Annotated in this window: 20 protein-coding genes and 1 pseudogene; 5 read left to right on the forward strand and 16 right to left on the reverse strand. The window is 35.8% G+C overall.

What is annotated here, in order from left to right; all coding sequences use genetic code 11:
• Positions 1–949 precede the first annotated feature (949 nt).
• The gene (locus ACZ5XR_RS20095; protein ID WP_464498178.1) at positions 950–1,261 is read left to right on the forward strand and encodes a hypothetical protein; all 312 of its coding nucleotides are present in this window, start codon (positions 950–952) and stop codon (positions 1,259–1,261) included.
• 210 nt (positions 1,262–1,471) lie between these two features.
• Here the strand turns inward: ACZ5XR_RS20095 and ACZ5XR_RS20100 are convergent, their stop codons facing one another.
• The 9 genes from ACZ5XR_RS20100 to ACZ5XR_RS20140 form a co-directional block, all read right to left on the reverse strand.
• A complete protein-coding gene (locus ACZ5XR_RS20100) occupies positions 1,472–2,479 on the reverse strand; it encodes a DUF3231 family protein (RefSeq protein WP_464498179.1) in 1,008 nt (335 codons plus the stop codon).
• A 322-nt stretch (positions 2,480–2,801) separates the two neighbouring features.
• Positions 2,802–4,568 (reverse strand): group II intron reverse transcriptase/maturase, encoded by a 1,767-nt coding sequence (gene ltrA / locus ACZ5XR_RS20105; protein WP_464498142.1) that lies wholly within the window; start codon positions 4,566–4,568, stop codon positions 2,802–2,804.
• 1,682 nt (positions 4,569–6,250) lie between these two features.
• Entirely contained in the window at positions 6,251–7,255 is a 1,005-nt protein-coding gene (locus ACZ5XR_RS20110; RefSeq protein WP_464498181.1) for a DUF3231 family protein, read from the reverse strand.
• 294 nt (positions 7,256–7,549) lie between these two features.
• Entirely contained in the window at positions 7,550–8,827 is a 1,278-nt protein-coding gene (locus ACZ5XR_RS20115) for a LysM peptidoglycan-binding domain-containing protein (RefSeq protein ID WP_464498182.1), read from the reverse strand.
• 431 nt (positions 8,828–9,258) lie between these two features.
• Positions 9,259–9,690 (reverse strand): hypothetical protein, encoded by a 432-nt coding sequence (locus ACZ5XR_RS20120; protein ID WP_464498183.1) that lies wholly within the window; start codon positions 9,688–9,690, stop codon positions 9,259–9,261.
• 104 nt (positions 9,691–9,794) lie between these two features.
• Positions 9,795–9,929: a BA3454 family stress response protein gene (locus tag ACZ5XR_RS20125; RefSeq protein WP_464498185.1), complete on the reverse strand. Its 135-nt coding sequence runs from the start codon at positions 9,927–9,929 to the stop codon at positions 9,795–9,797.
• 1,079 nt (positions 9,930–11,008) lie between these two features.
• A complete protein-coding gene (locus ACZ5XR_RS20130; RefSeq protein WP_464498186.1) occupies positions 11,009–11,479 on the reverse strand; it encodes a hypothetical protein in 471 nt (156 codons plus the stop codon).
• 1,057 nt (positions 11,480–12,536) lie between these two features.
• Positions 12,537–13,898 (reverse strand): Ig-like domain-containing protein, encoded by a 1,362-nt coding sequence (locus ACZ5XR_RS20135; RefSeq protein ID WP_464498188.1) that lies wholly within the window; start codon positions 13,896–13,898, stop codon positions 12,537–12,539.
• A 764-nt stretch (positions 13,899–14,662) separates the two neighbouring features.
• Positions 14,663–15,358, reverse strand: a complete 696-nt coding sequence (locus tag ACZ5XR_RS20140) for a hypothetical protein (protein ID WP_464498189.1) — start codon at positions 15,356–15,358, stop codon at positions 14,663–14,665.
• 599 nt (positions 15,359–15,957) lie between these two features.
• Here ACZ5XR_RS20140 and ACZ5XR_RS20145 point away from each other — a divergent pair.
• A complete protein-coding gene (locus ACZ5XR_RS20145; RefSeq protein WP_464498191.1) occupies positions 15,958–16,962 on the forward strand; it encodes a DUF3231 family protein in 1,005 nt (334 codons plus the stop codon).
• Between the two features lie 187 nt (positions 16,963–17,149).
• Here the strand turns inward: ACZ5XR_RS20145 and ACZ5XR_RS20150 are convergent.
• The 4 genes and pseudogenes from ACZ5XR_RS20150 to ACZ5XR_RS20165 form a co-directional block, all read right to left on the reverse strand.
• Positions 17,150–18,018: pseudogene (locus ACZ5XR_RS20150) on the reverse strand (metallophosphoesterase).
• 345 nt (positions 18,019–18,363) lie between these two features.
• Positions 18,364–19,677 (reverse strand): glycosyltransferase family 2 protein, encoded by a 1,314-nt coding sequence (locus ACZ5XR_RS20155; protein WP_464498193.1) that lies wholly within the window; start codon positions 19,675–19,677, stop codon positions 18,364–18,366.
• Positions 19,678–20,109: 432 nt separating this feature from the next.
• The gene (locus tag ACZ5XR_RS20160) at positions 20,110–20,385 is read right to left on the reverse strand and encodes a hypothetical protein (RefSeq protein ID WP_464498195.1); all 276 of its coding nucleotides are present in this window, start codon (positions 20,383–20,385) and stop codon (positions 20,110–20,112) included.
• Positions 20,386–20,472: 87 nt separating this feature from the next.
• Entirely contained in the window at positions 20,473–20,748 is a 276-nt protein-coding gene (locus tag ACZ5XR_RS20165; RefSeq protein WP_464498197.1) for a hypothetical protein, read from the reverse strand.
• 573 nt (positions 20,749–21,321) lie between these two features.
• On the opposite strand from ACZ5XR_RS20165, the gene ACZ5XR_RS20170 reads away from it, so the two are divergent.
• Positions 21,322–21,705, forward strand: coding sequence for a CotD family spore coat protein (locus ACZ5XR_RS20170; protein WP_464498198.1), 384 nt, complete (start codon positions 21,322–21,324; stop codon positions 21,703–21,705).
• A gap of 366 nt (positions 21,706–22,071) precedes the next feature.
• On the opposite strand, the gene ACZ5XR_RS20175 is transcribed toward ACZ5XR_RS20170, so the two are convergent.
• Positions 22,072–22,497, reverse strand: a complete 426-nt coding sequence (locus ACZ5XR_RS20175) for a DUF7878 domain-containing protein (RefSeq protein WP_464498200.1) — start codon at positions 22,495–22,497, stop codon at positions 22,072–22,074.
• 148 nt (positions 22,498–22,645) lie between these two features.
• Positions 22,646–23,152 carry an ATPase, T2SS/T4P/T4SS family gene (locus tag ACZ5XR_RS20180; protein WP_464498202.1) on the reverse strand — a complete coding sequence of 169 codons (507 nt, stop codon included), beginning with the start codon at positions 23,150–23,152 and terminating at the stop codon, positions 22,646–22,648.
• 297 nt (positions 23,153–23,449) lie between these two features.
• Here ACZ5XR_RS20180 and ACZ5XR_RS20185 point away from each other — a divergent pair, with 297 nt between their 5' ends.
• Together ACZ5XR_RS20185 and ACZ5XR_RS20190 are read left to right on the forward strand one after the other, a co-directional pair.
• Positions 23,450–24,145 carry a helix-turn-helix transcriptional regulator gene (locus ACZ5XR_RS20185; RefSeq protein ID WP_464498203.1) on the forward strand — a complete coding sequence of 232 codons (696 nt, stop codon included), beginning with the start codon at positions 23,450–23,452 and terminating at the stop codon, positions 24,143–24,145.
• Positions 24,146–24,229: 84 nt separating this feature from the next.
• Entirely contained in the window at positions 24,230–24,472 is a 243-nt protein-coding gene (locus ACZ5XR_RS20190; RefSeq protein WP_464498204.1) for a DUF2626 domain-containing protein, read from the forward strand.
• Positions 24,473–24,530: 58 nt separating this feature from the next.
• Here the strand turns inward: ACZ5XR_RS20190 and ACZ5XR_RS20195 are convergent, their stop codons facing one another.
• A complete protein-coding gene (locus ACZ5XR_RS20195) occupies positions 24,531–25,622 on the reverse strand; it encodes a class I SAM-dependent methyltransferase (RefSeq protein ID WP_464498205.1) in 1,092 nt (363 codons plus the stop codon).
• Between the last annotated feature and the right edge of the window lie 71 nt (positions 25,623–25,693).

Here is a 25,693-nt window from a genome sequence, read left to right on the forward strand (position 1 = left end):
TGTAATTCTGTCACTGTTGTAAGTAAAAACTCTAAAATAACCAGAAATAAAACCAAGGACTAACAGTAAAATATAGAGGAGAATCAATCCACCTGCTATAATCCCTATTATTTTCATAATTTTACGTAAAATAACTTTGTTCAATTCAATCGCTCCTATAAAATAGACTATAAAGTCTATTTTATCCAATGGCTTTTTTAACTATTCTGACCCTTTAGTTAAATAACGGTAATGAAAATAGGACTGCCGTAACAGCAGTCCTAATGTTTTACTAAAGCACCCGTTCGTATTATAAGGTCAGCCAGATATTAAAATGTACCCTATAAAGTAGACACTTTGAAAAAGGTCAACTTTATAGGGTACATTTTATTTTAAATAGGTCCCCTCTATTGTCCTTTTGAGCGCCATAAAGCATGCGCTTCCGCTATCCCTATTATTCTCTTTTCCTCTTATTCTTTATATCTATTGTTTTTTCATTGTCAGTTGGTACTGTCATATAAATATAACCAAACCATATTAGGACTTTTTATAGTAAAATGTAGATATACACTAGTCAGTAGCACTCATACTATTTATTTTAAATACCAAATTAAACCATTATAGTACTAGCAAAGTAAAATCAATTAATGGAAACACAAAACAGTGATGAGGATAATCCTCATTCACTGTTTTATTTTTGAGAGCAGGCTAAGATTTAGCGAAAAACCTTCTTGTAGTAAAGCAACTGTTAGCAGAACAAGGATAAAGTCACCCAGCTCTAAAAATAGAATTAATAATTTGATGTGTGTCCTTTCCAGCACGTTTGCCAAATAAGGAAAAATGAGTGACGCAGTGAATACATAATTAAAAATTAGCACCAAACCAAATTGTAAATATTATGTCATAGTAATCCCGTTGAAGTTAGGTGTTTTATAGTATAAACTTTAATTACTATTTGAGGAGTGATTAAGTGGAAACTGTCTTCGTAAATAAGCTAAAATTCAAGAAAAATTTATCGATGATTGAGCAATATACGATCAAAGATTTCCTATTTAAATTGGTCGGTCGACCAGAAGAAGGATTGGATGATTATCTTCCACTTGAATACACAGTAGATGTCTTTGCTAAGATGGAAGCAAAACAAGAAACACCTCTCCTAATTAATGGGGTTGAAAATTTCAGATACACTACAATAACAGAAGATAATCAAATTGTAATAGGTCTTTTAGATTCGAATAAAGAGTTAAAGCATAGAATCATTTTTTTAGATGAGGTTTATTAGGTAAGCACTTTATTGTGCTTACCTTTAAATTTTTCTTTCCCTATATTGTACACTCTCCTACATATAACACACTTTTGAACTCAAGCCCCCATTAGTTTAAGTGAAATTATTCACAAAATATCTGGAAGAAAGTTGCTTAAGTCCTAATGTAATAAAATAAGCCCTTTCTGTTTTTATGCAGAAGGACTTGAATATGGATTATAATTGTTTCTATTTTTTTATTAATTCATCCCTATCAGGAGCCATAGGAGGCTGTTCTAGCCATCCATTTTTAATCATTATATTAGCCCCATCATCAGCATACAAAGCTATTTCAGCAGTAAGCCCTATATAATGCAGACCTAAATCCCTTCTAGGACTCACCGCCATACTTGTACCATAAAATCCAATACTTAGGGCAATAAGGGATGTAGTATAGAACATCATAAGTTTATCTGAAAAAGTATAAGCTGTAGACTCTGTTACATCTGAATCCCATGACATAGGTACTGGAAGGTAATCCTTTCTCAGTATAGTTCCAAAAACATCACAATGCTTTTTTGCAATTTCTACACCTCTAAATAAAAACTTAGCTACCTCTTTTGACTGTGCAACTTGACTAAATCCTATTAAGGTTGCAACTCCAAAAGCATTTCTTTGAAAATTAACATAGAGGTTTGATATTTCTGTTCCTATTAATGGTCTCTTTTCCCCAAAAAAGCCTTTAAGGAAACTTTGTTTTTTAACAAAATCAATATCATCTGGTATAGGTAAATAAGGAGACCTGATATAAAGACCTTTAGATAATAAAAGCTCTTTTACATCCCTAAGAAAATTTATTAATTGTGAAATACACTCACTAAAATGACTGTAAACATCTGCCCTAACTGATACTGACAGATGGATACTGTATCCTTGCAGAGCAATTTGTGATGCTTGATGGAGGTAATTCAAAAAATATGTGTCTGAATACAACCTAGGAGCATTTACATTTACATCCTCAATAAGTTTAAATCCATAAGGTATTGGGTACTTTTCTTTGTTGAAAATCTCAGTTAGTGTTTTAAGATTTCCTTGAGCAATTTCAAAAGCATGTTTGACTAATGCTTTAATCTCTTCATCCTCAACTATGGTTAAAAAGTATTTAAACTGACAAGCAATGGCAGTATCATTAATATAAGATGTCCAAAGGGCTGTTATCTCTGCTGATGTAAGCTGTACATGATTGCCTTCCTCCATAAATAAACCTCCATCTAACCAAACAATCCTTTCTTGTACAATATTCCCTAACTTTTCTAACAATATGTGATTAAAAAAGCCTTCTGCTTTATACAGTAAGCTAAAACAATTTATAATTACTTCCTATCCATTTCTGCCCAATTAACACAATAAAAATGGGACCGCCGCAGCAACCCCATCTTAATACAGATAGGTAAGGGTTTGAAGTTATCGCTCCCTTTTGTCGGGTAGAAGGGCAACCTCTCAGTCACCGTCCCCCCTAAGAACCGTACGTGTTAGTTTCCCAACATACGGCTCAAGCATGCCTTTGTCCAAGCTTTGGCTAGATTAGTCCTGATAGTTTCTTACCCTTGATATATCTCTTTACGCTTCTAAGTTGAATGTCATTTGGAGTTTCTCCCATAGCTGGGAATACCTTGTGGTATTCAAGGTGACAAGAAATGTGAACTAATTCTAGATTTTTATATTCATTACTTCCGCCTTTTACTCTAGGGATTTTGTGATGTGTTTCTAACCCTTCAGAACCATCTGTTATTGAGTGGGTGCATAAAGGACATTTGTATTTTTGCTTTTTGGCTAACTTTTGCCTATACGCTACATTATTTTTATCGAACTCTTTAATATCACGTTTTTCAAAGTATCCTTTTAGGTATTTGTTAAAAGGACTGTAATTGTATTTGATTTGTACGTGCCGTACAATCGGTGTCCATGACATCCTTTTGAGTTGGTTATTGGTTATAGGGTCAGTTAGTATCCACTTACTCTTACTTTGACCAGTTTTGTCTGGTTTGTAATACCTTTGACTAATCCATCGCCCACTCTTTTTTGGGTGCAGCCTTCTTAGAAACTTATATTGGGTTGTCCAAATATGAGAATCCATTTCGGAAAAGACTTCTTTGGCGACACTTGGACTCCAATAATTTGCCGTACCTATAATTATAGGATTAAGTGTACTGACAAGCACTTGTACGTTTTTTCCATAGAATTGTCTTGTTTTATCGGTAATCTTCTTTTTAGCAACTTTGATGCTATCCTTAGACGGTTTGATAAGAACTTTGCTCCCATTGTGAGTTTTATATTTTCTTATATTAAAACCTAAGAAATCAAACCCTTTTTCGATATGAGTTACTTTTGTCTTTTCAAATGCTAACTCTAAACCTCTAGTTGTTAGATAGGGTTTTAGTTTGTTAAATAAATTGTTAGCCTCTTCCTCAGATTCACACATGATGACGAAGTCATCTGCATACTTTGCCACTGCATACTTAGTCTGATTTACAAAAGATACCTTAGTTTTTCTCTTTTCTTCTCTATAACTAATATTGAGCAGACTTTCTAAACCATGTAATGCAATATTAGCTAGAAGAGGTGAGATAATACCCCCTTGCGGGGTGCCATTTTCTGATACATGAAAAACCTTGTTGTCGACAAAGCCTGCTTTTAGCCATTTTTCTACCACATTAAAGGCTGGGAATCCCTTTATTTGTTCAAGGATATAGTCATGATTGAGGTTGTCGAAACAGCCCTTGAAATCACCTTCAAAAATCCATTGCTTTTTGTTCCCAATAGTATTGAAGATTCTTTCGATAGCATCGTGACAATTCCTTTTTGGTCTGAACCCATATGAGGTTGGTTCAAATTTGGCTTCCCACTGTGGTTCAAGAGCTAATTTAGCAATATTTTGATAGACTCTATCTTTAATGGTTGGTATCCCCAGTGGTCTAAGTTTACCGTTCTTTTTTTCGATATATGTCCGATAAGTTGGTTTCGGTCTATGGCGATTGATGTTTAGATTTTTCATTTTATTGTAGAGTTCTACCCTCTCATATGGAGTCAAGGCTTTATATCCATCGACTCCTGCTGTACGTTTCCCTTTGTTGATTTGGGTAACTCTACGAATTGAGAGCAGTAATGCAGCTTGGCTTTTCATAAGTAGCCTTTGTAAGTCCCTTACTTTGCGGATTTTTCCAAAACGTTCGGCATGGTATATTCGTTGTTGGAATATCTCTACATACTGACTAATCTTTAACCAGTTAATACGATCCCAATCAGTAATGTCTGGTAATGCGGACTTCTTTATAGAAGTATACATCGTCTGTTACCATCCTTTGGAATTATTCTTCAACGCTTTATCCCATGTTGCACACCAATTGGAATTCAGCACCCTTTCGGGTTTGTCAGTAGACATTATCCACCCAGTTATTTCCGATTTCTGTTGCCTTTCGACATGGTGGCGTTTGCTTTTTCCAACCTCCTATATCCCCTTGGGGAATTGGGCTTCACTTACGCTAAGCTTACCTTTATGTTTAGGACCCCAAATGGACTTACCAAGTTCAACTTCTGTCAGATGCGAGTAGGTTAGGTTCCTCCAATACACCGATAGGTCTGTGGGTTGCATTGAAAGTATTAAAGGGGAAAATACTTTCCCTACCTATAAAAACGCTAGTATAGCTGTGTCCTACCTAACGACTGTGTTGACGATGCTTATAAAGATTCACTTATCGTTAACCGTACTACTCTTTCCCCTAGCCTCCATCTGCTAAGACACTGGCATTTGGTTTGGCATCACCTTATGCAACCCACATTACGATTACTCATAATGCAGTTTCGGAAGGGAATATCTTATGCAACTAGATAGTCTCGAAAAGACACTGACTTTGTGCGGAAGAAGTTGCTTCTTGTCGCACCCCCCCGTCCACACCGTACAAGCGGCTTTCACCGCATACGGCGTTCCAACTATACCAATCCACTTTAACCATAACACTGTTCAGTATTGTGATACTCAATGTGTTTCATTTCTTCCGTTTCAATAAGTCGGTGCCTCCCGTGGGAGGTTAACCTCTTTTAGTCATACGAGAACCTTATTAACCGATAAAGAATTGCCTTGCATGATTAACTGAATCTTTAATAGTCTTGTGGCTATCCCTCCATGTTGATTAGACATTTCATCGGTACTGTGCCACTACTTTCACTGATATAAAGAAAAGTTATACGGCAACTATTTTCATTATCGCTTTCCTTTTCAACGCTTCGACGGGAGTAAGCCCTCCACGTTATCAGCTTACAATGTTGAATTATATCTATTATAGGATGAACGTAGGTGCTTCCTTTAAGCCTGTTAGCCATTCATATGCCTGTAACATATCATGGACTTTCATATGAGTTATTTTTACTCATCCACTGCTAACCTCACGCTGTGGTGATATACACATTTCTATGTATTGTGCTTGTAGACCCGTACATTCAGAAGTTCGTCAGCTTAACCTTTTCTTGTAGGTTTGTTTGCATTCTCACCATATTCATTCAACTCAAGCATTATGAACTACACCACTCCTTCGAGTAGGCTTTCGGCAGCCGAACTGCTACGGTAATTTCTCACGCCTTTTCGCCGAGCTTATAACACTATCATTCTTACTAAATCTAATGCTAATCGACTAAGAGAGAACCCTTCAGGGCGTTACCCCGTCATTTGATTCTTCGATATAATCCTTCAGTTCCGTAAGGAACTGTCTAGCCTTTACCAGAGAGATGTAACCATCCTCAATTTAAACTAGAAACATTTCGCACAACTCTTGCACCGGTTACTTTAAATGTAATTTTTCACAATCTCTCTCCCTATTAATAAGGAAAAGGCGATGCCCCCTTAAAGGCATCGCCAGCACCCATTCAAATATTTAATTTTGTGGTTATTCATCTACTAAGATGGGATGTTTCGGACCATCTATGGAACATGAAAGACCTACTGCGCAGATTCCGGAGTTTTACCACAAGAGGTCATTTTTCGGCTAATTTTTTTCGGTCTGGATAGGTTGGAGGCTGTTCGAGCCATCTATTTTTAATCATTAATTCTGCTCCGTCCTTCATATAATTCCCGACTTTTTTCGTAATGTTCGCATATTTCACTTGTAAATCGGTCCGGAGGCTTGCTGTTGCAGATAAGGCGTACAGCCCGAAACCAAAGGCGGCAAGCTGATCGATAAAGGTAAGCATCAGCTTATCAGAATAGGGCGCTTCCGTCGAATCCGTTACGAATACATCCCAGGCTTCCGGCACCACAACATCTGATTCCAAAAGGGAATTGGTCAAGTCCTCTATGATTTCCTTAGATAATTGGCTTCCCTTTTCAAAATGCTTTTTCACTTCTTTATCGTTCGCCACTTGGGTAAAATCGGTGCAAAGCATCATCCCAACTGTATTAACCTTGATATTGAAAAACAGATGGGATACCTCCATGACATTCAACGGGCGTTTTTCGCCAAAAATCGGCATTCCCCCTAAATAGTGGTTGGTCGTCACGAATTCATTACGTTCAGGGACGGGAATGATGGGCGGTCGGATATACTCCCCTCGCTCCATTAATAAATCTTCCACCTTTAAGTACGATTGTTTTGCTTGATCCAGGTGTCCAATATGCAGGTTCTTTACATCCTTCCGAGATGATAGTGCCAACAAAGATACATCTTTAGTCATGGCAGCTTTCGATGCTATTTGCAGATAATATAAGACAAGCCCGTCGGTCAGGAGTTTCGGTGCCTGTACATTCACATCATTTTCCGTGAAACCGACTGGTTCTTTCATTCCTTCCATTTTCATGATTGAGGAAATCTGCTGAACGAAATCTTCCATAAATAGGAGCTCTTCTTTAACCAATTGGCTAATTGTTTCATCCTCTATATGTGCGGATATGTGCCTGAATAAACCAATTTGCATGGTGGTTTCCATATAGGAAAACCATAATGTGCCTATTTCTGAAGAGGTTAGATTTACTTGTTGCTTCATCGTGACACCCTTTCAATTTCATACGTTTTATGATTCCCTAGAAAAGGCTATCTATTCCAGTTTGGCTAATAAGGTTTATTTCTTCTTCTTGAACAAACCTGCCCTTTAGTACAATTAGAAAGGGGACCGCCGCCGCCATCCCATTATTGAACATCAGCACCTCGTTGTGTTCTTACCGGTCAAAAAAAAATGCGATTCAAAATATTTGTCTCCATACATAAAAAAATACCACAGTATCATGGACTGTGGTGAGATAGAATTTTTTACCGTTTTTATCTTTTAAAAAAGTAATACCTATAGTGTTCTGGGCTTTACAATCGCTATGTACTTGTTTATATATGCCCAATTTTGAGGTGCCGGCAAAGCGATTTGCCAGAAAGTTGTTCCAGCTAATTGATATAAATCCAATAGTTTATACTTTTCAATATAGCTTCGAATGTCTTCGAACCAAACAACATGCTCCATACTGCCGCTCCAATAACGGAACCACGGGGATTTGGTCGTATTGTCAAATACTACATTTGCTCCTGTTGAAATTGCCTTATTTTGTGCAGCTAACACTGATAATCCTTGTGTTTTGTTCGTTATAGCTACTTTATCATATCCATACAAAGACATGGCGAGTAACAGTTTTTTCCGATTAACTTTGGTTAGGGCATACCTGATTACCTGCTCTACCCATCCGATTGGTGCGATAGGAGCAGGCGGACCCCCTGGATACCCATAATCGATTGTCATCACTGCCATAAGGTCAGAAGCATTTCCAATTGCCGCATAATCATAAGCTCCTACAATCCGATTTGTCGGTAAATCGGCAGCTTTAGCATGAACATTCACCTGTAATAGCAGGTTGCCTAATGCTTTTTTCAATTGAATTAAGAACGAGGTAAAATCAATGCGTCTTGCCGGGGGAATAAATTCAAAATCAAGACTGACACCTCCAAACCCTTTTTGTTTCGTGAGTGCGACAATGCTTTGAATCAAATTTCCACGATAGGTTGAATCTTGTAGAACTATACCCGCCAGCCCAGCATCGTATCCCGTGACTGTATAGTTTCGAATCATCAATAAGGGTATTATGTTTAGCTGTTTACACTTCTTAACAATAGTAGTATCTTCTATTTGATTATATGCAAAACCTTGATTTGTAAATGAGTAAGCGACTACGGCTAAATATGTAAGTTCTCCAGATAATGATTCTATTAAAGATAGGGATGAGGTCTGAGTTGAAGGAACGAAAAAACCGAGAGTGGTCATTGGTAGTTTAATTGTTGAAGGAATGTTAATGGTTTGACCGCTTTGAAGGTTATTTATATCAATTCGAGGGTTAGCTGCCAGTATTAATGATACTTTCGAGTTAAATTGTGCCGATAATTTTGAAATGGTATCCCCCGTTTTTACCAGATAGGTACGTATCGGGAGCGGAGTATCCGGTATAAAAAGAGCAAGCCCAGGTACAAGTACCTCTGCAGAGGATAAGCCATTTACATTAACAATCGTATTTATTGATACTCCGTACTGCTTAGAAACTGATGAAAGATTATCACCTTTATTTACGACATGAACCGTCATCCACTTCCCCCCTTTATATACATATATGAGCAGCCATCTGTAATATACCTTAGCGCAGTCCAAACAGTACTTAGGCGATTCAAGACAGGGAGGAATTAAAATGACACATATTCGTAGCAATAGCGCCACCCTCATTCCCAATCTAGTAAAACTAAAAAAGTAAAACAGGAAAATCCTTAAACTGCTCTATGGTGCCACGGTATTATCCATTGGGACTGCTGAAGCCCCTATTCAGTTGCGGGGATGCTTTTGACCGATCGCCCAATGAACTCTTACTATCACTTCTTCAGCTTGTCAGTAACAGGATCAAGTTACTATGTATTCGTAGTCAGTTCTCAACTTCTATGGGATCGTTTAGTTAAGAAAGCGCCGCAGTGACGCTCATCTTGTGCTAACGCACCCGTTACTTGAAGAAGTAAAAGCTTATTAATTTACTCAAGTAAATCAATTTTCCATAAAACCTCATTTGAAATTTTCTGTGCAATTTTCAATATTTCAGCCTCCAAAACATCATCAGATTTTTCTGGAATATCAATCTCAATTAAATTTATCTCCGAAAATTCATCTGGTGAATCATAAGCATAATTACCTTGTGAATCGGCTTGAATTCCTCTAATTATGATGCTGTAGCCACTTAATTCCTTAGTAAATACCAACGTACTTAGTTTAGTGAAATTCATATTTAATATTAAGAAATTTTCGATTACATCAGTTTTTATAAATGAAGCAAATTTATCTGAATGAATACTTATGTAATCATACATACCTTTTCCCCCTAATAAGATGATACTTGGGTATTCAATAATAAGCCCTTTTATTCCTGCATCTAATTGTAGTAACCTGTCCGTTAGTGGAACAAGCAAAAAAAGCCGCCATTGGCAGCTGGATTTCAAATAAAGGAAGCTATCCAAAATCTATTCTTCAAGTGGAAGTTCCATTCAATCCTTTTAATCCCAGGATCCAGTTTTTAATTTCCCCATTGTTTAAGAACTTGTTCTGTTGCTATACGATAAACTTCTTCTTCTGTTTGGTTTTTGGTAGCTATTACGTTGGTTTGATAAACTTTATCTTTATGTGTTACATAGATTGTATACTTGTACATTTTGTTCTATCTCCTTTATATAATTCTAATAATTCTAACTTTTTATTCATTCCACTTCACTAATAAATCCAATTTCATTTAGTTCCTACAAATGTTTTTCAACTTTTTTATATTTTACAAATAATATGAAAGTTATTAAAGCTAAAAAAAAGGTCAAGATTTGACAAATTCTCAACTTAACAAAAATTAATATACTCACTAGCAACGGTAATGACTGGCAAAGTCAATAAAATCAACAAACTTTTTATAATTCTAATCTCTTATGTATTTTGTTACACTTCTTAGAATGCAGAAATATGTCGAAATATAAAAACTAAAAAAGACTGGCTCCTGATACCGATCTTAAATTATCTTATTGTTGTAATCCTTCAAATTAAATAACCACAAAGTAAAAAAACCACCTTAGATAAGATGGATTTCTTACTTATTTATTAAACTAACGCACCCGTTACTTCAATAAGAAAAGTATCGAAAATCGCAGTTAGTAATTCAACTTTTGAACCCGTTATAGACTGATTGTGTTTATTTTGTTAATAGTTAAAAAAAATCATCTCGAATACACAATACTGGAATACCTAATTAATTCGGAATTGGATTTTAATTGTAAATAGATCCATGGTATCGACGATATATTAGAAGCCAACAGCTTTGAACTAACAAGTATATAAGTAATGAATAAGACAGGTTGTATCCTTCCCTGTAATGAAAGACACCAACATAAGTAGCCAACCATTCCATTCCAAGGCTTATTAAAGAACAAATAAGAATGTAAATAGGATTCGATTTAGGTCTAAAGCGGTCATAGAAATAAAAAAACAAGTAACTGAACGGACCATACGAAACGTAAGAGAGGAAATCCATAAATTGATAAGAAGAATTGTCATTTACATCATATAAATTAACAGGTTCCACACTGAGAGAATGGTCAAAGAAGAATCCGCTGTATATGCCACAAGTAAAAAATACAATCGCCGTTTTTCTAGGGAATCTTTTTGGCAAAAGAAACGTTACGCTCGTTCCAATGCACAGTCCAATAATAATAAACCATTCATTTGAGTTGAAATGGTTATCATAAATATTCATATATTCTTCCCTTCTTTTCGACCCGCACGGACTATCACCCATGCCATAAATCTCGAAAAAACAGCATAACTGCTAAACATTAACAAACTATATGCCATATTCATATGAGGAGTCGCGATCATTCCCAACTTCTTTAGCAATAGCTGCAACGGGATAAAACTTAAAATAATGAGGGCGACAATCACCCATTTCAAAAATTTCCAATTATATAAAAGAATATTGGATGTAATCACAAATACAAGCGGAATCATAAATAAACGGCTTATTAAATCAGCTATTCCGTCCTCAAAGGAACGATTCACCACAATCCATTTAAGATTGACATGAAGCACCGTAAATATACTGAGGTCAAAAATGGTGTTAACAAAATAAAGGAATAGCATATCAAGTTCGGATAATTTTTTCGGAATATGTGTAAGTACAATAATCACAAACCATGTAATGAGCACGCAAATCGCTAGTGACAATACCTCAACCTCCTAAAAACCAATCCCCTTTTTAAAAGGTATTTTCCCCCATGGAATAACAAAAAATCACTTTTATATAAATGGTCCTAATTTCATGCACCTTATTTTACGCAATACAAAACACTTTTTTTAACATGATGCTTTATTAAACTAAACTGCACTCGTTAGCACAATAAGAAAACGGGATCGCCGCAGCCATCCCATCTTTAACATAAGCACCCATTAGTTTAAGAAGAGGTCATTTATTATAAAAGTTATTATAGCGAAAATAGTTGCTATAATAACTAAAATAATCTCGATTCTTAATTTTTTTTCCAATCTATGTATAAATCTCTTTGAAATACTCCTATCATCGTGGATTGACCCTTTAAATTCTTTCTTTAACCTTGAACCTTGCAACATTAAATACAAAAAAATACAAATTGAAATTGTAGCACAAACTATTTTTAACCAAAACATTATCAAGTCACCCTCGATGTATAAAAGTGTTATTTCAATTACATTTCCCTCACCTATTTGGGTTTACTCATTTTTAAACTAACCTGCCCCTTTACTTGAACAAGTGTAGTGCAGCCGATTTATAAATGTAGAAGTGTCCGATTTATTTGTATAAAATGTACCATTTTAGAGAAAATTAGTAAATTTATTCCACAGTCACCGGTTTTCCCTTTGAGAAAAAACACCGATTGTCCTTTTGACCAAATAAAAAAGCCGCTTCAAAAAAGCGATCGGCGTTAAAACCACCCTATAACCATCTTTATGAAAGCGAATATATGAACAACCGTCATGAAAAAAAACGATATTGCACCTGCCATTACTAATTGGATAAAACTAACTAACTGTTCCCAAGCCCATTCAAACCAGTTAATCATTTTGGCTTCCCCCACACCTTACCTCATTGTTTATTTAGGTTCTATTTCATATGTAAACCATGGTTTTTTGTTTTCTTTTAGTTCACAAAAATATTGTTGCCTAATACATAAGGGACTTTCTCATTCGAGAGGGTCCCTTATTTTTTTAGACAATTTTTAGCCACTCTTTTTAAACGAAAATCTTATTATAGCCTTGCACCACTATGACCAAGTCTGTATTTACCGATCTTGGTATCATGTGCCATGACGCCACTCGAATAAAAGTAATACCACTTCCCACTGATTTTTTGCCAGCCAGTATTATATCTTCCGTTGGTATAATGGTATCGCTTGCCATTTTGCGTGAACCATCCATTGTACGGATGAACAGTGAGGTTCGCCGGGTCACTCACCTCATTCAAATTGTCCGTATAGGTGACCGTTACGATCGTGCCTGTTTTTTGACGGGATATCTTCGCCTTGAAAACTCCGTTTGGTCCAGCCGTTGCGCTGCCGAGGAGTTTCGTTCCGTTCATAATGTTGACCATCACACCCGCAGGAGCGCTGCCGGATACATAACCATCCTGGTCATTCACCGGGTTCACTTTCGGCGCAACGACTTTTTTCATCATATATGCGGTAGAAAGATAGCCCTTCACTTTGTGGTCTGCCGATGTAACATGGTACCATACAAAATGGTTGTAAAGGTTGTTCGACTTATCATATTGAAAATGCCCGTCAATGAACAGTGCGACATGTTTGTTGACTTTCACAGAAGGGGAGTGGGTAGAAGGATCATTATGCACATGGACACCATCCTGGGTGACAACCACTTGATCTCCCTTTTTAAAATAATAGGTAGAAGCATGCATCTGGTCGGTAACGGTATAGTTCATCTTTTTGAATTGAATGTCGTTGTTTGTATCATAAATAAAATCAGTTGTTTTGAAAGGAAAGTGCGCGAATGTCGTGTCATTGGAATAGCTGAACATGTCAATGTAACGAAAAACACTTTCTTGATATGCGCCCGTATTGATTTTGCCAGTCTTCTGATAGAGAGGGCTGTTGACCGATTTGGTGCCGTTATACGCCATCACGGGGAAATACCAATTTTCTATAACGTTTCGACCAACGCCGTTTATTCTCGGAAGCTGATCCGTACCCGTGCTGTAGATCTGATTGTACTTCTCGCTCAACATTTGCACACCGGCTTGGATATTGTAGACCACATCATTTCCTAATTTCGTTTCGTCATAACCTGTGGTATCGGTAATTTGCATGACGCCTATTCCTCCGTCACCGGAAATATTCGCCGACCCATCCGCTTTAAATTGTTCCCAATTGCCATTTTCTTGTGTCGCAACCCCTTTTACGACTTCAGGCGGGATATTTTCTTCCAGGGCAGCGTTGGTCAGCAAACAGTCCATCTGCTGATGCGTTGGATTTTGATGGGGGGTTAGTTTGCCGCACATCGTCGTCAAGTTCGTCTCCGCCGAAGCGGGTTCATGCGACCAACCCAGCAATAGGATCGAAGTCACGATTCCTGCTTTTAGTATGACTGATTTCATTCTCTCATTCTCCCTTATTTATGATTCTATATTTATAGATTTTAGCATGATAGATACCTGTTTTTCTATAATGATAAGATAGTTAATTGCATTAATTTTCCAAGTAATTCCGTCAAAATGTTCTTTCCAAATTTAACGCAGATAATATATATAGAGCTAAAAAAACGAAGGTCGGACCTTCGTTTTTTTGTGGATTATTGGTCCAGTTCCCGCACCGATTCCGTAGTCCCTTCGCCGTCCGCAATCACTCTCTCCAGCTCCGCCCCGTCCGGCATTTCCCGGCTGATTCGCTGAATTAACATCTAGTACCCACTCTTCGACATTTATTTCGATATTTACTCGGGATTTGTTGATATTTCCCGGGAATCCGAATAGTAAGAACAAATTACTTTTGGATGATTTTGATTTGGCTGTCTGTGTTTTAAGAGTAGTTCTGTGACTCTTAAATAAATTTCTGAGGAGTTATTTGCAAGCTATATCGCCAAGCGATACGATTCAAAGAAAGAGTGGATGATCCACTAACTTTCTAGAGGAACATTATAAAGGTCATGATGATCTTGCTGGAGTCGAAAAACCGCTGTTTTAAGGTTAGACATATCGTTTGTCTGTTTGAGATTCATTTCTAGTTCATTAGCTACAAACATTGAAATCACTTTTAAGTGATTGGAATTGTTGGTTAAATTATTTTATGTATAGGGGATCGCAATCTCAGCTAGGAAAATATAACAAAACAGACAGCATTTTTTATGCCGTCTGCAATTATGTCAATTAAATGAATATACTAAGTTATCATTGATATATAGTCCAACTTTGCCTGTTTGCCAACTATTTAATAACATTACGTTGTCTATAGATGGATATTGATCTTCTTCGATAACAGTACCATCTTTCGTTATCGTTACTATATTTTGAGATTTATCGGAATGTATATAAAACCCATTAAAGTAACATAAATCTCCATATGATGTAACACCTAGGAGTAAGCCATTTCCGCTTGTAAAATCATTTACTGCTGTAGCTAATAGTAGGGGAATGGGAGTCCAACTACCGGTGGTATTATTAACGATTGCTAGGACAATCCAAGAACCAGCCGGATCATAAGTCAATGTAAATGTTGAATCAGAAGCTGATCCACTAGCAATTTCCACGCCATTCTTTGTGACTAAATAAGTATCTGCATTTAATTTAATTACGTAGTTTTCAAAAATAACTGTTTGATTTTCCTGTATAGTTATCTTGCCAGTCATAACATCAGCCGCTGTGTAAGTAACTGTTTGCTCTTGAAGAATTTTCCCCTGTTTTATTAATCCATAATGATTGCCATTACTTTCAGTCCATCCATATTGGTTACCGTTATTGCTTTGGTCACCTTTGGCATATGCTAAATTGTTCATAGGAATTACATTTAGCCCACCCACAACCGCAACAGCAACTCCTAGTCCAACCAATCTCTTACCCACTGTAATCTACTCCTCAATTGTAATATATTTACAAGTTTATATTACCATTAAAAAATATTTTATAAAGAGGAATATTTTTAAAAAAATCAAGCCTTCCTTTAATGGTGAACGGTTAAACAAGAAAGTGGTTCCCCTTTTTAGTTTGACAATAATTTTGAGCGTCTTAAATCCTGCACTTTCTGATCAGTAGACATGCGCTTCCTCAATTCCTCATATTCTCTTTTCCTCTTATTCTTTTAATCTGTTGTTTTTCTATTAGCAGTAGAGCGAGTAATATAAATATAACTAAACTAATTATAGATAAAGTAGATATCCACTAGTTATTAGCACTCATACTAATTATTTTAAATACCAAATTATACAATTATATTACAAGCAATGTAAAAGTAATTAATGGAACCACAAAACAGGGAATGAGGTGATCCTCATTCCCTGTTTTATTTATGAGCCGGCTAATGTTTGTGAAAATCCTTCTTGTAGTATAGCACCCCGTTAGTTCAACAAGAAACTGCTCAACTATTATCAACTAAGAGGTTTAAGTCCAAGGAAACGCATAACTATTTCTGAGTCAGTAAAAAATACGAAAGAGGTGAGAACAAATGGAAAATGATAATTTAAAACTTACGTCTTCCGAAATTGGAACACTATGGGGGGAGTATATAAACGGAACGATGACCGAGATAGTAAATAAATATATGATTTCTATTTTGGAAGACGAAGAGGTGAAAAATGTTTTTGAAATTGCCATTGAGACATGGGAAAAGCAAAAGAAGCAGCTTGTTTCCTTCATTGAGAAAGATGGTTTTCCAGTTCCGAATGGATTTACTGAGTCCGATCTTAATAAGAGTGCAGATAGATTGTTTTCTGACACATTCTGCTTAAATTATTTACATATAATGACGATACATGGTTTGTTGGGTCATACCACTGCTTTAAGTGTTTCTGTCAGAAAGGACCTACGGGAATTTTACAATTCATGTGATAATGATGCAAAAAGGATGTACGATTTAACCATTGAGTTATTGCTTAAAAAAGGAAAATTCCAACGAGATCCCTATTTCTATCCTAAAGAGAACCCTGAATATATTTCCACCAAAGATTTTTCTGATGGATTCTTCGGAAAACGGAGACTTTTATCTGCTACAGAAATAATCAGTATTTCTCTTAACATTAAAAAAAGCATTATGGCAAAAACTCTTTCAATCGGGTTCAGTCAAGTCGCTGAATCGGAAGAAATAAGAACGTTTTTTGAGGAAATAGGAAAAAAGGCAGATGAAAACATACAAGCCCTTGCAAGTATTTTGCACAAGGATAATTTGCCCGTTCCAATGTCGTGGGAATCAGAGGTTACAACGTCACAGGACTCTCCTTTTTCAGATAAATTAATGTTGTATCATATGGGTTTCTTGGGTCAAACTGCACAAGTATATTACGGTACAGGTCTAGCAGGAGCCATGCGAACAGACCTAGCTGTCGTTTATGAAAAGACAATTCTAAAAACATTAGCATTGACAAAAAATTGGTTCGATATTATGGTGGAAAACAAATGGTTAGAACAGCCACCACTTGCTCCCAATAGAAAAGAACTTGCACAAGATAAATAAGATATACCCCTCATTAGTGAGGGGTATATTTTTAATAAACTTTTTAATTTAAGGGATAATTTCAACATAAAGTAGTTATTTCCTTCTTAAGCTAATCTGCACTTTAGTTGAAGAACAACTAAGATGGAATCGCTGCTGCAATCCCATCTGAAATAATGAACAAGTTTTAAAATAAGATGTCTTTCATTTATTTATCCCTATGGGATAGTTCTAAAACAATAATCTCTGGATGATTGAATAGCCTCTGAGGAAATATGCTATTTCCTAACCCTCTGTTAACCACCATTGTTGAATTTCGATTTTTGTACTTACCTGAAGAATACTCAGGAAAATATCCCTGATTAGGGGCGATTAAACCTCCAATTAAGGGTAACCTAATTTGTCCTCCGTGGGCGTGACCAGAAAAAATTAAATCAAGATTGAATTTTGTATATATCGGAAACAGTTCAGGTCGATGAGATAAAAGTATTTTAAAGTCTCCTTGATTTTCAATACTGTTTAATGCCTCTTTTAATTCAGATCTAACGAGTTTACTCTCATCACCGTTATTTATAGCTGGGTCATCTATGCCAATTATATAAATATTATCATTATCAATATGAACCTTTTCCTGGCTATTTCGTAACACCTTAACGCCAAGAGTGGTTAATTTTTTTTCAAGTGAATTAAACTTTCTTGAACACCATTCGTGATTTCCAGTCACAAAATAAACTGGTGCAATTTTATTTATCTCCCTCATTAACGATAGACTTGTTCCTTCGTCATAATTCTTTTGATCAACTAAATCCCCCGTAAATACGATTAAATCTGGTTTTAACAATTTTATTTTTTGGCATATAACCTTTTGATTTTCTCCAAATGCCTTACTATGCAAATCTGACAAATGAACTATCCTAAATCCATTAAATTTCGATGGTATTTTTTTGAACTATATTCCATTATAGTAATGTCAAGTGAGTTGTTTTCGTTATACAGATATTTCGATTCTGCCTGTACTTTAACTATTTTCAAAGAAAAAAATGAAATAAATATTAATAAAAAACATAACCGTTTCATATCACCTCTGAATTATTCTTCCCTTTTGGTTATGCCCTTATTATGCTAACCTGCTACCGTTAGTGGAACAAGAAAAGCGACTGCTCTTACTGAACAATCGCACCCATTAGTTTAAGTATATTTCTTCACAAACTTTCTTTACAGTGAGAAATAAACAATAATCATCCTAAAGAGTGAAACTAGTTGGATCTATACCGAATAAGAAAAAGCAATCGCCATAGGTATCCCCTTCTTAAAGTAAGGCAAAAATTTAAATCTCCACTAGTACCAATCAAATATGAACCAATACGACTTGTATGGTAGCCGATAAAACATGTTTGAAACTTCCTGTGGTAATAAATTGACCTATTTCCAAACTCTTTTTAACTGTAGAAATTCCTGAGCATATCCCCAAACCGATATGGGGGACATAAACAATTGATAAGTCAATACGTATGCAAAAAAGCCAAATATATTTTTTCTGATCTTAAGATCTAACCTTTGAAATACTTTTCGCTGAAAATGGTACATTGCATAATTCGTTAATAATGCTAATGGTAAAACAAAAAGAATCGTCGCCCCAACGATATAATAATAGCCAAAGAAAGCCAGTATCAACCCAGGAATCCAAACAAAGCTGTATACAAAATCTAAGTAAGGAAAAATAAGATTTGTTCCTGTAAGATACTTTGTGAAAATGGCTGGTTGATTCCAAGGTTTTACTTTTTTCAACGCTTCAATCATTCCTCTTGCCCATCTACTTCTTTGTCTTGCGAAATGGACTAACGTTTCAGGAACATCGGTAAATGCAACTGCAAGAGGCTCGAAATATACTTTACAATTCGTTTGTAACATTTTCCAGGTTAGCACTATATCTTCCACAATAGCATCATCCCATCCCCCGAGTTCTTCAAGTGCTTCCCTTTTATATAAACTGAATGCTCCTTGAGCAACTAATGTTCCTTGATAAAATCCTTGAAGTCTTTTAATTGAAGCAATACCTAAAAAATAATCCCATTCCTGAATCTTAGTCCAAAAATTTTTGCGACTATTTCTAACAAGTACAGAGCCTGCAACAGCACAAAGATCTTTTGGTGCCGATAATAATCTACACACTAGGAACCGAACTGCTGATTTCGTTAAAAGCGTATCGGCATCAAGAGTAATAATCAAGGGGGTATCAGCCATGGCTAATGCCCGATTAAGAGCAAAATTTTTACCAGGCTTTTCTTCATGAATGACCTTTAAGTCTAAATGATATTCCTGACCTGCTTTCAGTTCCATGCTGCCAGTTTCATCCGTCGATGCATTATCGATTACAATAATGTTCATTTTACCTGTATAATCTTGCTGGGCAATATAACGAATAGTATCGGCGATGCCCTTTTCCTCATTTTTACAGGAAATAAAAATGGAAAGGGGATCTGTTGGATTGTGTACCTTAAATTCTGGTTGCTTATCAAAGAAAAGACTAATCACCATAAATGCGTTTAAATATCCAGGAAAATAGGCAATCGCAGCTATTATTAAAATCGAAGGAACTATTCCAATGATATGTTCTAAATCTTTAATCCAAGGAATAGAAAAATATACAGAAAAAAGGAACCATAAAAATGCGAATGCGTGACAAAACCAGAACTTCCAAATAACTGGAATATAGGATTGTTTTTTAGTTTTCATCTCAATCACCTATTAATAATTTCCCCATTTTTTAATCATTAATAAAATAATTGAATGACTAAAAATAAAAATCATTATCCTGCCCTTATTGAAGTAAACTCACCCGTTAGCACAACAAAAAAATGGATTGCCGATGCAACTCCTTATTCAGCAAAAGCACCCTTTAGTTGAAGAAAAATCATTATAAAAACCAATTTTTCCTCTTTTAAATGGTACAATTCACCACAGCTTACTGACTAATGCTTCCAAGTTAGCTCCATAATTAGTAAAAAGCAACCATAAGCTTTATAGTACCTAATAATAATATGCATGTAAGCTTCAACTATTATAAGACAATTTAAAACCCTAATAATGGAATTAGAAAAAGCTCTTCTCGATTGAGAAGGGCTTATTTAATGGAAAATTAAATGAGAGTTTTGGGAAATGGATTTCTTAGTTCGATTTATACTCATATAATTGCTTCATGGCATATCGAAATTTTTTTTGTGAAAGTTGTTTATTGGCTAAAGATGAATATAGAATCGCTAATGCAATCGGCATTACATCAATATGCACATCAATTTTTGTATTAACATCAACATCAGAATTACCACTATTACTTACTTTAGCTAGTGTACCATTCACCAGCTCATTTTGATTATCATTATCGAATTTGCTTCTATACTTTGTATGTTCGTTAGCATTGTTTGTTCGCCCCATAAATGCCATTTTATGACCTCCTTTCATAATCATGCTAAAAATTAGATTACTACTTAACTGAGATAATATTTTCCCAGTTAAATAGTAATCTTTATACTAACAATACTTATGTTTTTTTTTCCCATTTACACTAATACTTTGTTCTTGTTCCTGCTCTTGTTCAGATTCAGCTTTAGATTCATTTTTGGACGAAATATTAACCTTAACATCGACATAAGAGTTTCCGCTGTTGAGAATTTTAGCATTATTACTATTTTTTAGATCATTTTCATTTTCATTTTGATTATCATTATCGTTATTGTTATAATTTTTGTTTCTGTTATTATTGTTTGCTTCCTTCTCTTCATTGTTCTGTTTACCATACCAACCCATTTAATCAACTCCTTTTCTATTAAATTTTATGTTACACAAATATGATATTCAGAATGATTCCAAATGAATGGGGGACTTGTCCAATTAAATGATTTATTATATAAAAATAGGAAAAAATTGTTTTAACAAATGTAAACTCATCTTATTTGCAAAACAACTCGTAATCCAACCTTACATCTGTGATACACTACGGATTATGAAAATGGATCAGTGTCTAATGATGATTGACTGAATAAGAGGGTCGATACACTATGGTGCCTTAGAGCCCAACCGTTTATCTGACTCAGTCGACCTCGGTGAATTTTAAAACTTATAGATTAGGTCCACTTTCATATTGTCTTTTTTTCATTTTTATTTACATGGGGGCACAATAAAAAGACGGGATCTCAGCAGTAATCCCATCTTTAACATAAGCATCCTTTAGTTAAACAAGCACCATCTCTTTTTTTGCAAATTATCTTCGTGTGGGTATTATTTTTTAGTTTCATAAAATAGGTGACTATACTAGTCCACATCTTAAAAAATTACATAGACTGATGTTGTAACAAGACAAATACAACTGGAGGTCATTTAATGATGAATATAAATAATGGATTTGGCGGTTTTCGAACAAATATGATGCCAAATGTAATGCCGAATGTAATGCCACAAGCGTTACCAGCTCAATTCTGTCCGCCACCACCATGTCCGCCGCAATACTGCCCACCACAAGTGTTTCCTACACAATATGATCCAGGAACATTTGACCCTGCACAACAATATGTAAAAACAAACCTATTTAATAAGGTAGTTTCTCATGTCCATCCTTCTCATACGACAACGGTCAATAAGCTTCATGTTAACCATCAACACTTTTTCCCGCATACCGAATCATGTGTAAATGAATGCTGTGAAACACATACAATGTGCGGTTGTCCGGTTAATCCTTGCTGTCCACCAGGACCATTTGGATTCTAGTTTCTTAATACCACCTAAAACGGGTGGTATTTTTGTTAGCAAAAACTAATAAGTGACATATACTAAAATCGTTCTGAGATACAACTTCTCCAAGGTACCTTTTGGGTACCATTTTTAATTGGACATGAATGAGTCGTTCTGACTTCACAATATCAGTCAAATGTGATAATAATTATTTTCTTCTTCAACTAAACTGCCCCGTTAGCCATCCATGAAGCACAGCTTCACCACAGAGGATGGAATTTTAACCCGTTCTTCCATGGTAGCTCAACAAGAAAATATAACCACAGCAGCTATCATTGTTCTTTCACTCAAGCACCCGTTAGTGAAATAAGATTTGTCCTCTTGATTTAGATAAGGGGTGGGTTATTGAAGGAAATCATCAAGTTTAACAACGTAATCAATTTCGTGAAGTTCCTTATTTAACTCCTGTATGTATTGTGTTACCGCTTCAACTAATACTGTTGTGGTAATATATTTGTTTGTTTCAAACTCCTGCCAAATTGAATAAATTCTCCAATAGTCATTACCTACATAAAAGAAATTGAGTATTTCCTCATCGTGGTCAATTGTGTCGTAGTCCATATTTTCTCTAAGACCTCTGCGAATCTTTTGTAACCATTCACCCAGTTGGATTCCTAACTCTGCAAGATTGATATATGGATCATCAAAAAACAATTTTTCATTTACATAAATGTTTAAAGCACCTTCGATAAAACCATTTTCGTAAGCAAAGTATTCTGGTCCATTAGGAACAGTTTTATCTAAATCAAACGAGAATCTAACATTCATAAAATCACTCTCCAAGGGAAATATTCTACACTTGGTCAACGATTCCCTCTTCTTCAAGTAAACTGCCGCTTTAGTTCAATAAGGAATGTAAAGATCCCCCTCTATTGTCCTTTTGAGCGCCATAAAGCATGCGCTTCCGCTATCCTTATTATTCTCTTTTCCTCTTATTCTTTTTATCTATTGTTTTTTCATTGTCAGTTGGTCCCGTAAAGATTATTAATCCATGGGCATGTTTTAAGAGTGCTAGCAATTTTCTGGTCATGGAAGGGAATAATGAGAGTTGATGAAAGGGAATTTGTTCCTGCTGAGGCAATAGCCTAATCACAAGGCTTTCTCTGTTGTTTGATGGAAGTGTTGACAGTCTGAGCCCCATCAATTGTCCGTCAACTTCACAAACAATGGCTCCATTTTGCGGACGTCTTCTTTCCCCGATATCCATATTGGCTGTAAATTTAAAGTGAGAGATTAATTTGTCACATTCATCTTTTGGAAGAGATATTCGGGGGATTAATTTGTTGGTTAAACGGATTTGGACAAGGGTGTCATTCTTGCGAGGCATAATGTGAATATCCGTCGCTCTGTTTCTTGTAGCATCTTTGATGATCCTATTTGCTAAAATTTCAATCGCACTTACAATGGGTAGCACCTCCTTCATTTTTCACTAAATTATTTCGACAGATTTCTTTGTATTCCTTCTAAAAACTAAAATTTTTTTAAAATATTTTTAATATAATCCGACAAAAACCATTATTTGCGGATTTACCTATATTCACCACTTGATCTATACATTATGTATAAATTTCGTATAATATTTGTCAAGTATAAAACTAGCATGCAAACCGTAATTGTGAACATTTTCTAAACATATAGTGTTAACATTGTTAACCTCATTCCCATGCAATAACGGCTGTATTATAATGGAATAAATTATGGGGGGCCGAGGTGAGCCAAAATGGAACAAACATTAAAAATAACAAATGTTTTATCAGATCCAACGCGTTATTATATTTATCAATACATTACAAAACGGCATCAAGAAGTGACAGTCCAGGAGGTTGCTGAAAACTTTAATATTCATCCAAATGTAGCGCGGCTGCATTTATCTAAACTTGAAGATGTAAATATGTTGGCATCTGAAACAAAGAAGACAGGCAAAGGCGGAAGACCAAGCCGATTATATCGTTTATCAGATGATGTCATTCAGCTTCATTTTCCATTCCGTGATTATATGCTCCTATCTAAAGTAGCCATCCAAACCATGCTGACACTTGGAGAAGCAGGAAAAAAAGCTCTTTATCTTACAGGTAAGCAATTTGGAGCAGAAGTAATTGAGCAAGAAATGGCGAAAAGATCACTTGGTGATGAATTAAATTTCGAGCAAAAACTAACCATATTAAAAAGTGCAGCAACACTAGCCGGCTTTTATCCGGAATTTGAAGCTAGTGGTGATCAAACGAAAATCTATTTCCAAATCTTCAATTGTCCATTTAAAGAAGTGGCTGAGGAACATGAAACAGTTTGCAACATGCACCAGGAATTTTTAAAAGGCATGTTTGAAGCACTTTTCGAATCCGTCGAACTAATTGAAAAAGAAAATATGTTTGACGGCTGTGATACCTGTTCCTATCATGCAATTGTTACCAATTAATCTGAAACCATTATTTACATTACCCTGACTTTTACTTTATAATTATGTAATGATGGTATTCGTTGGGTAAAAGGAGGGTTACATATGGATCGCATGTTCAGAGTATTGGGTTTTTGGACGGGCATTTTTACAGTAATGTTTTACCTTGGTGATATGCATAAAACATCCCTGTTATTTTTAGCCCAGACTGGATTCTTTGTTCTGCTTAGCTATCTAAAACTATCCGAGCGTATGTATTTGTATATTTTCGGGGCCTACTTAACAATTTTCTTTGCAGGTTTCACGTATTGGTCTACTTTTATGATGCCTCTGCACGGCGCACTGTAGGATTTTAAAAAAGAGGAAGTCCCACGCGGGTTTGATCCCTGTGGGACTTCCTCTTGTTTTATAAATTAAACAACTGATGATGATTGAGATTCAATCCTTTTCGTTGAATAAGGATATGGAAATATGCACTGATTCCAGAAGGCATAATTAAGCTTCGTATCGCTCGATTGCGTTTACTTATTTCAGAAAATGGGTTAGGGTCATAATGATTTGCCAACTCTTCTAGAATGCCGGTCTTCACCAAGAAATCATCTTGTCTTAGCTTGCTTACACAGTTCAATCCCACCTGTTCGCCCTTTTGAATAAGAGAATCAAAATGGATATGGGTGGTGATATCCATTTCTCCTGGATTCTGCAAAACATCATGAACCATTTGATGGTGATAATAACCTCTCAAACTGCCTTGTGCTTTGTTGGATTCCTGCCATTCCTCATTGCTGTACCCATAATCTGCCGTGACAACCAAGCCTTTAGATAATGTCCGGGCGATTGTCTCCAGCATTTTTTCCATTGCCAGAGGGACTTCAATCCTCTGCTTATCCTTCAATGTTAATTTACTTTCTTGTAAAAATCGAAGAATCTCCGGATTTACCAATGGCATCTTCTCTTCGAATAACTGATCATTTTTTATGCCTATCATGATTTCAAAAATCTGGTTTTCCTCTTTTTGAATAACATGAACCGGGAAAGCATCAAATAGTTCGTTCGAAAAGACCATCCCTTCAAAACCCTTTAAATCATTGAGCGTGTCCACTTGTGTGACTGAATAATCCTGACTAAGCAATTCCCTCTGCAATTTCCGATGAAATGGGCTGCTTTCGACAATATAATATTGTAAGGGGGATTGTATCGATTCATGCCATTCTTGCAAAAATGCATGAGCAAACCGGCCATTTCCTGCACCAATTTCACAAAAGACAGCTGGTAATTCAAATTTCCTACTGATTTTTGAAAACCATTTAGCGATTATTCTTCCGTAAATATCCGAGATATTACTTGTCGTAATAAAATCTCCTTCACGGCCAATTTTTACTTGATCCTTCATATAGTAGCCGTATTCGGGGTGATAGAGAGCAGCACCGATAAATTCCGCATATGAAATGAGCTTATTTGGTGATTCTAAAATGATGTTTTTTAAGTAGGTAATCATTCGGGCTCCTTCCCGTTTTTCACTATTGACATAGTGTATACTTTATAATATTGTTAGATTAGTAGCTTAAC

The sequence above is a fragment of the Neobacillus sp. Fa239 genome, from assembly GCF_055395235.1.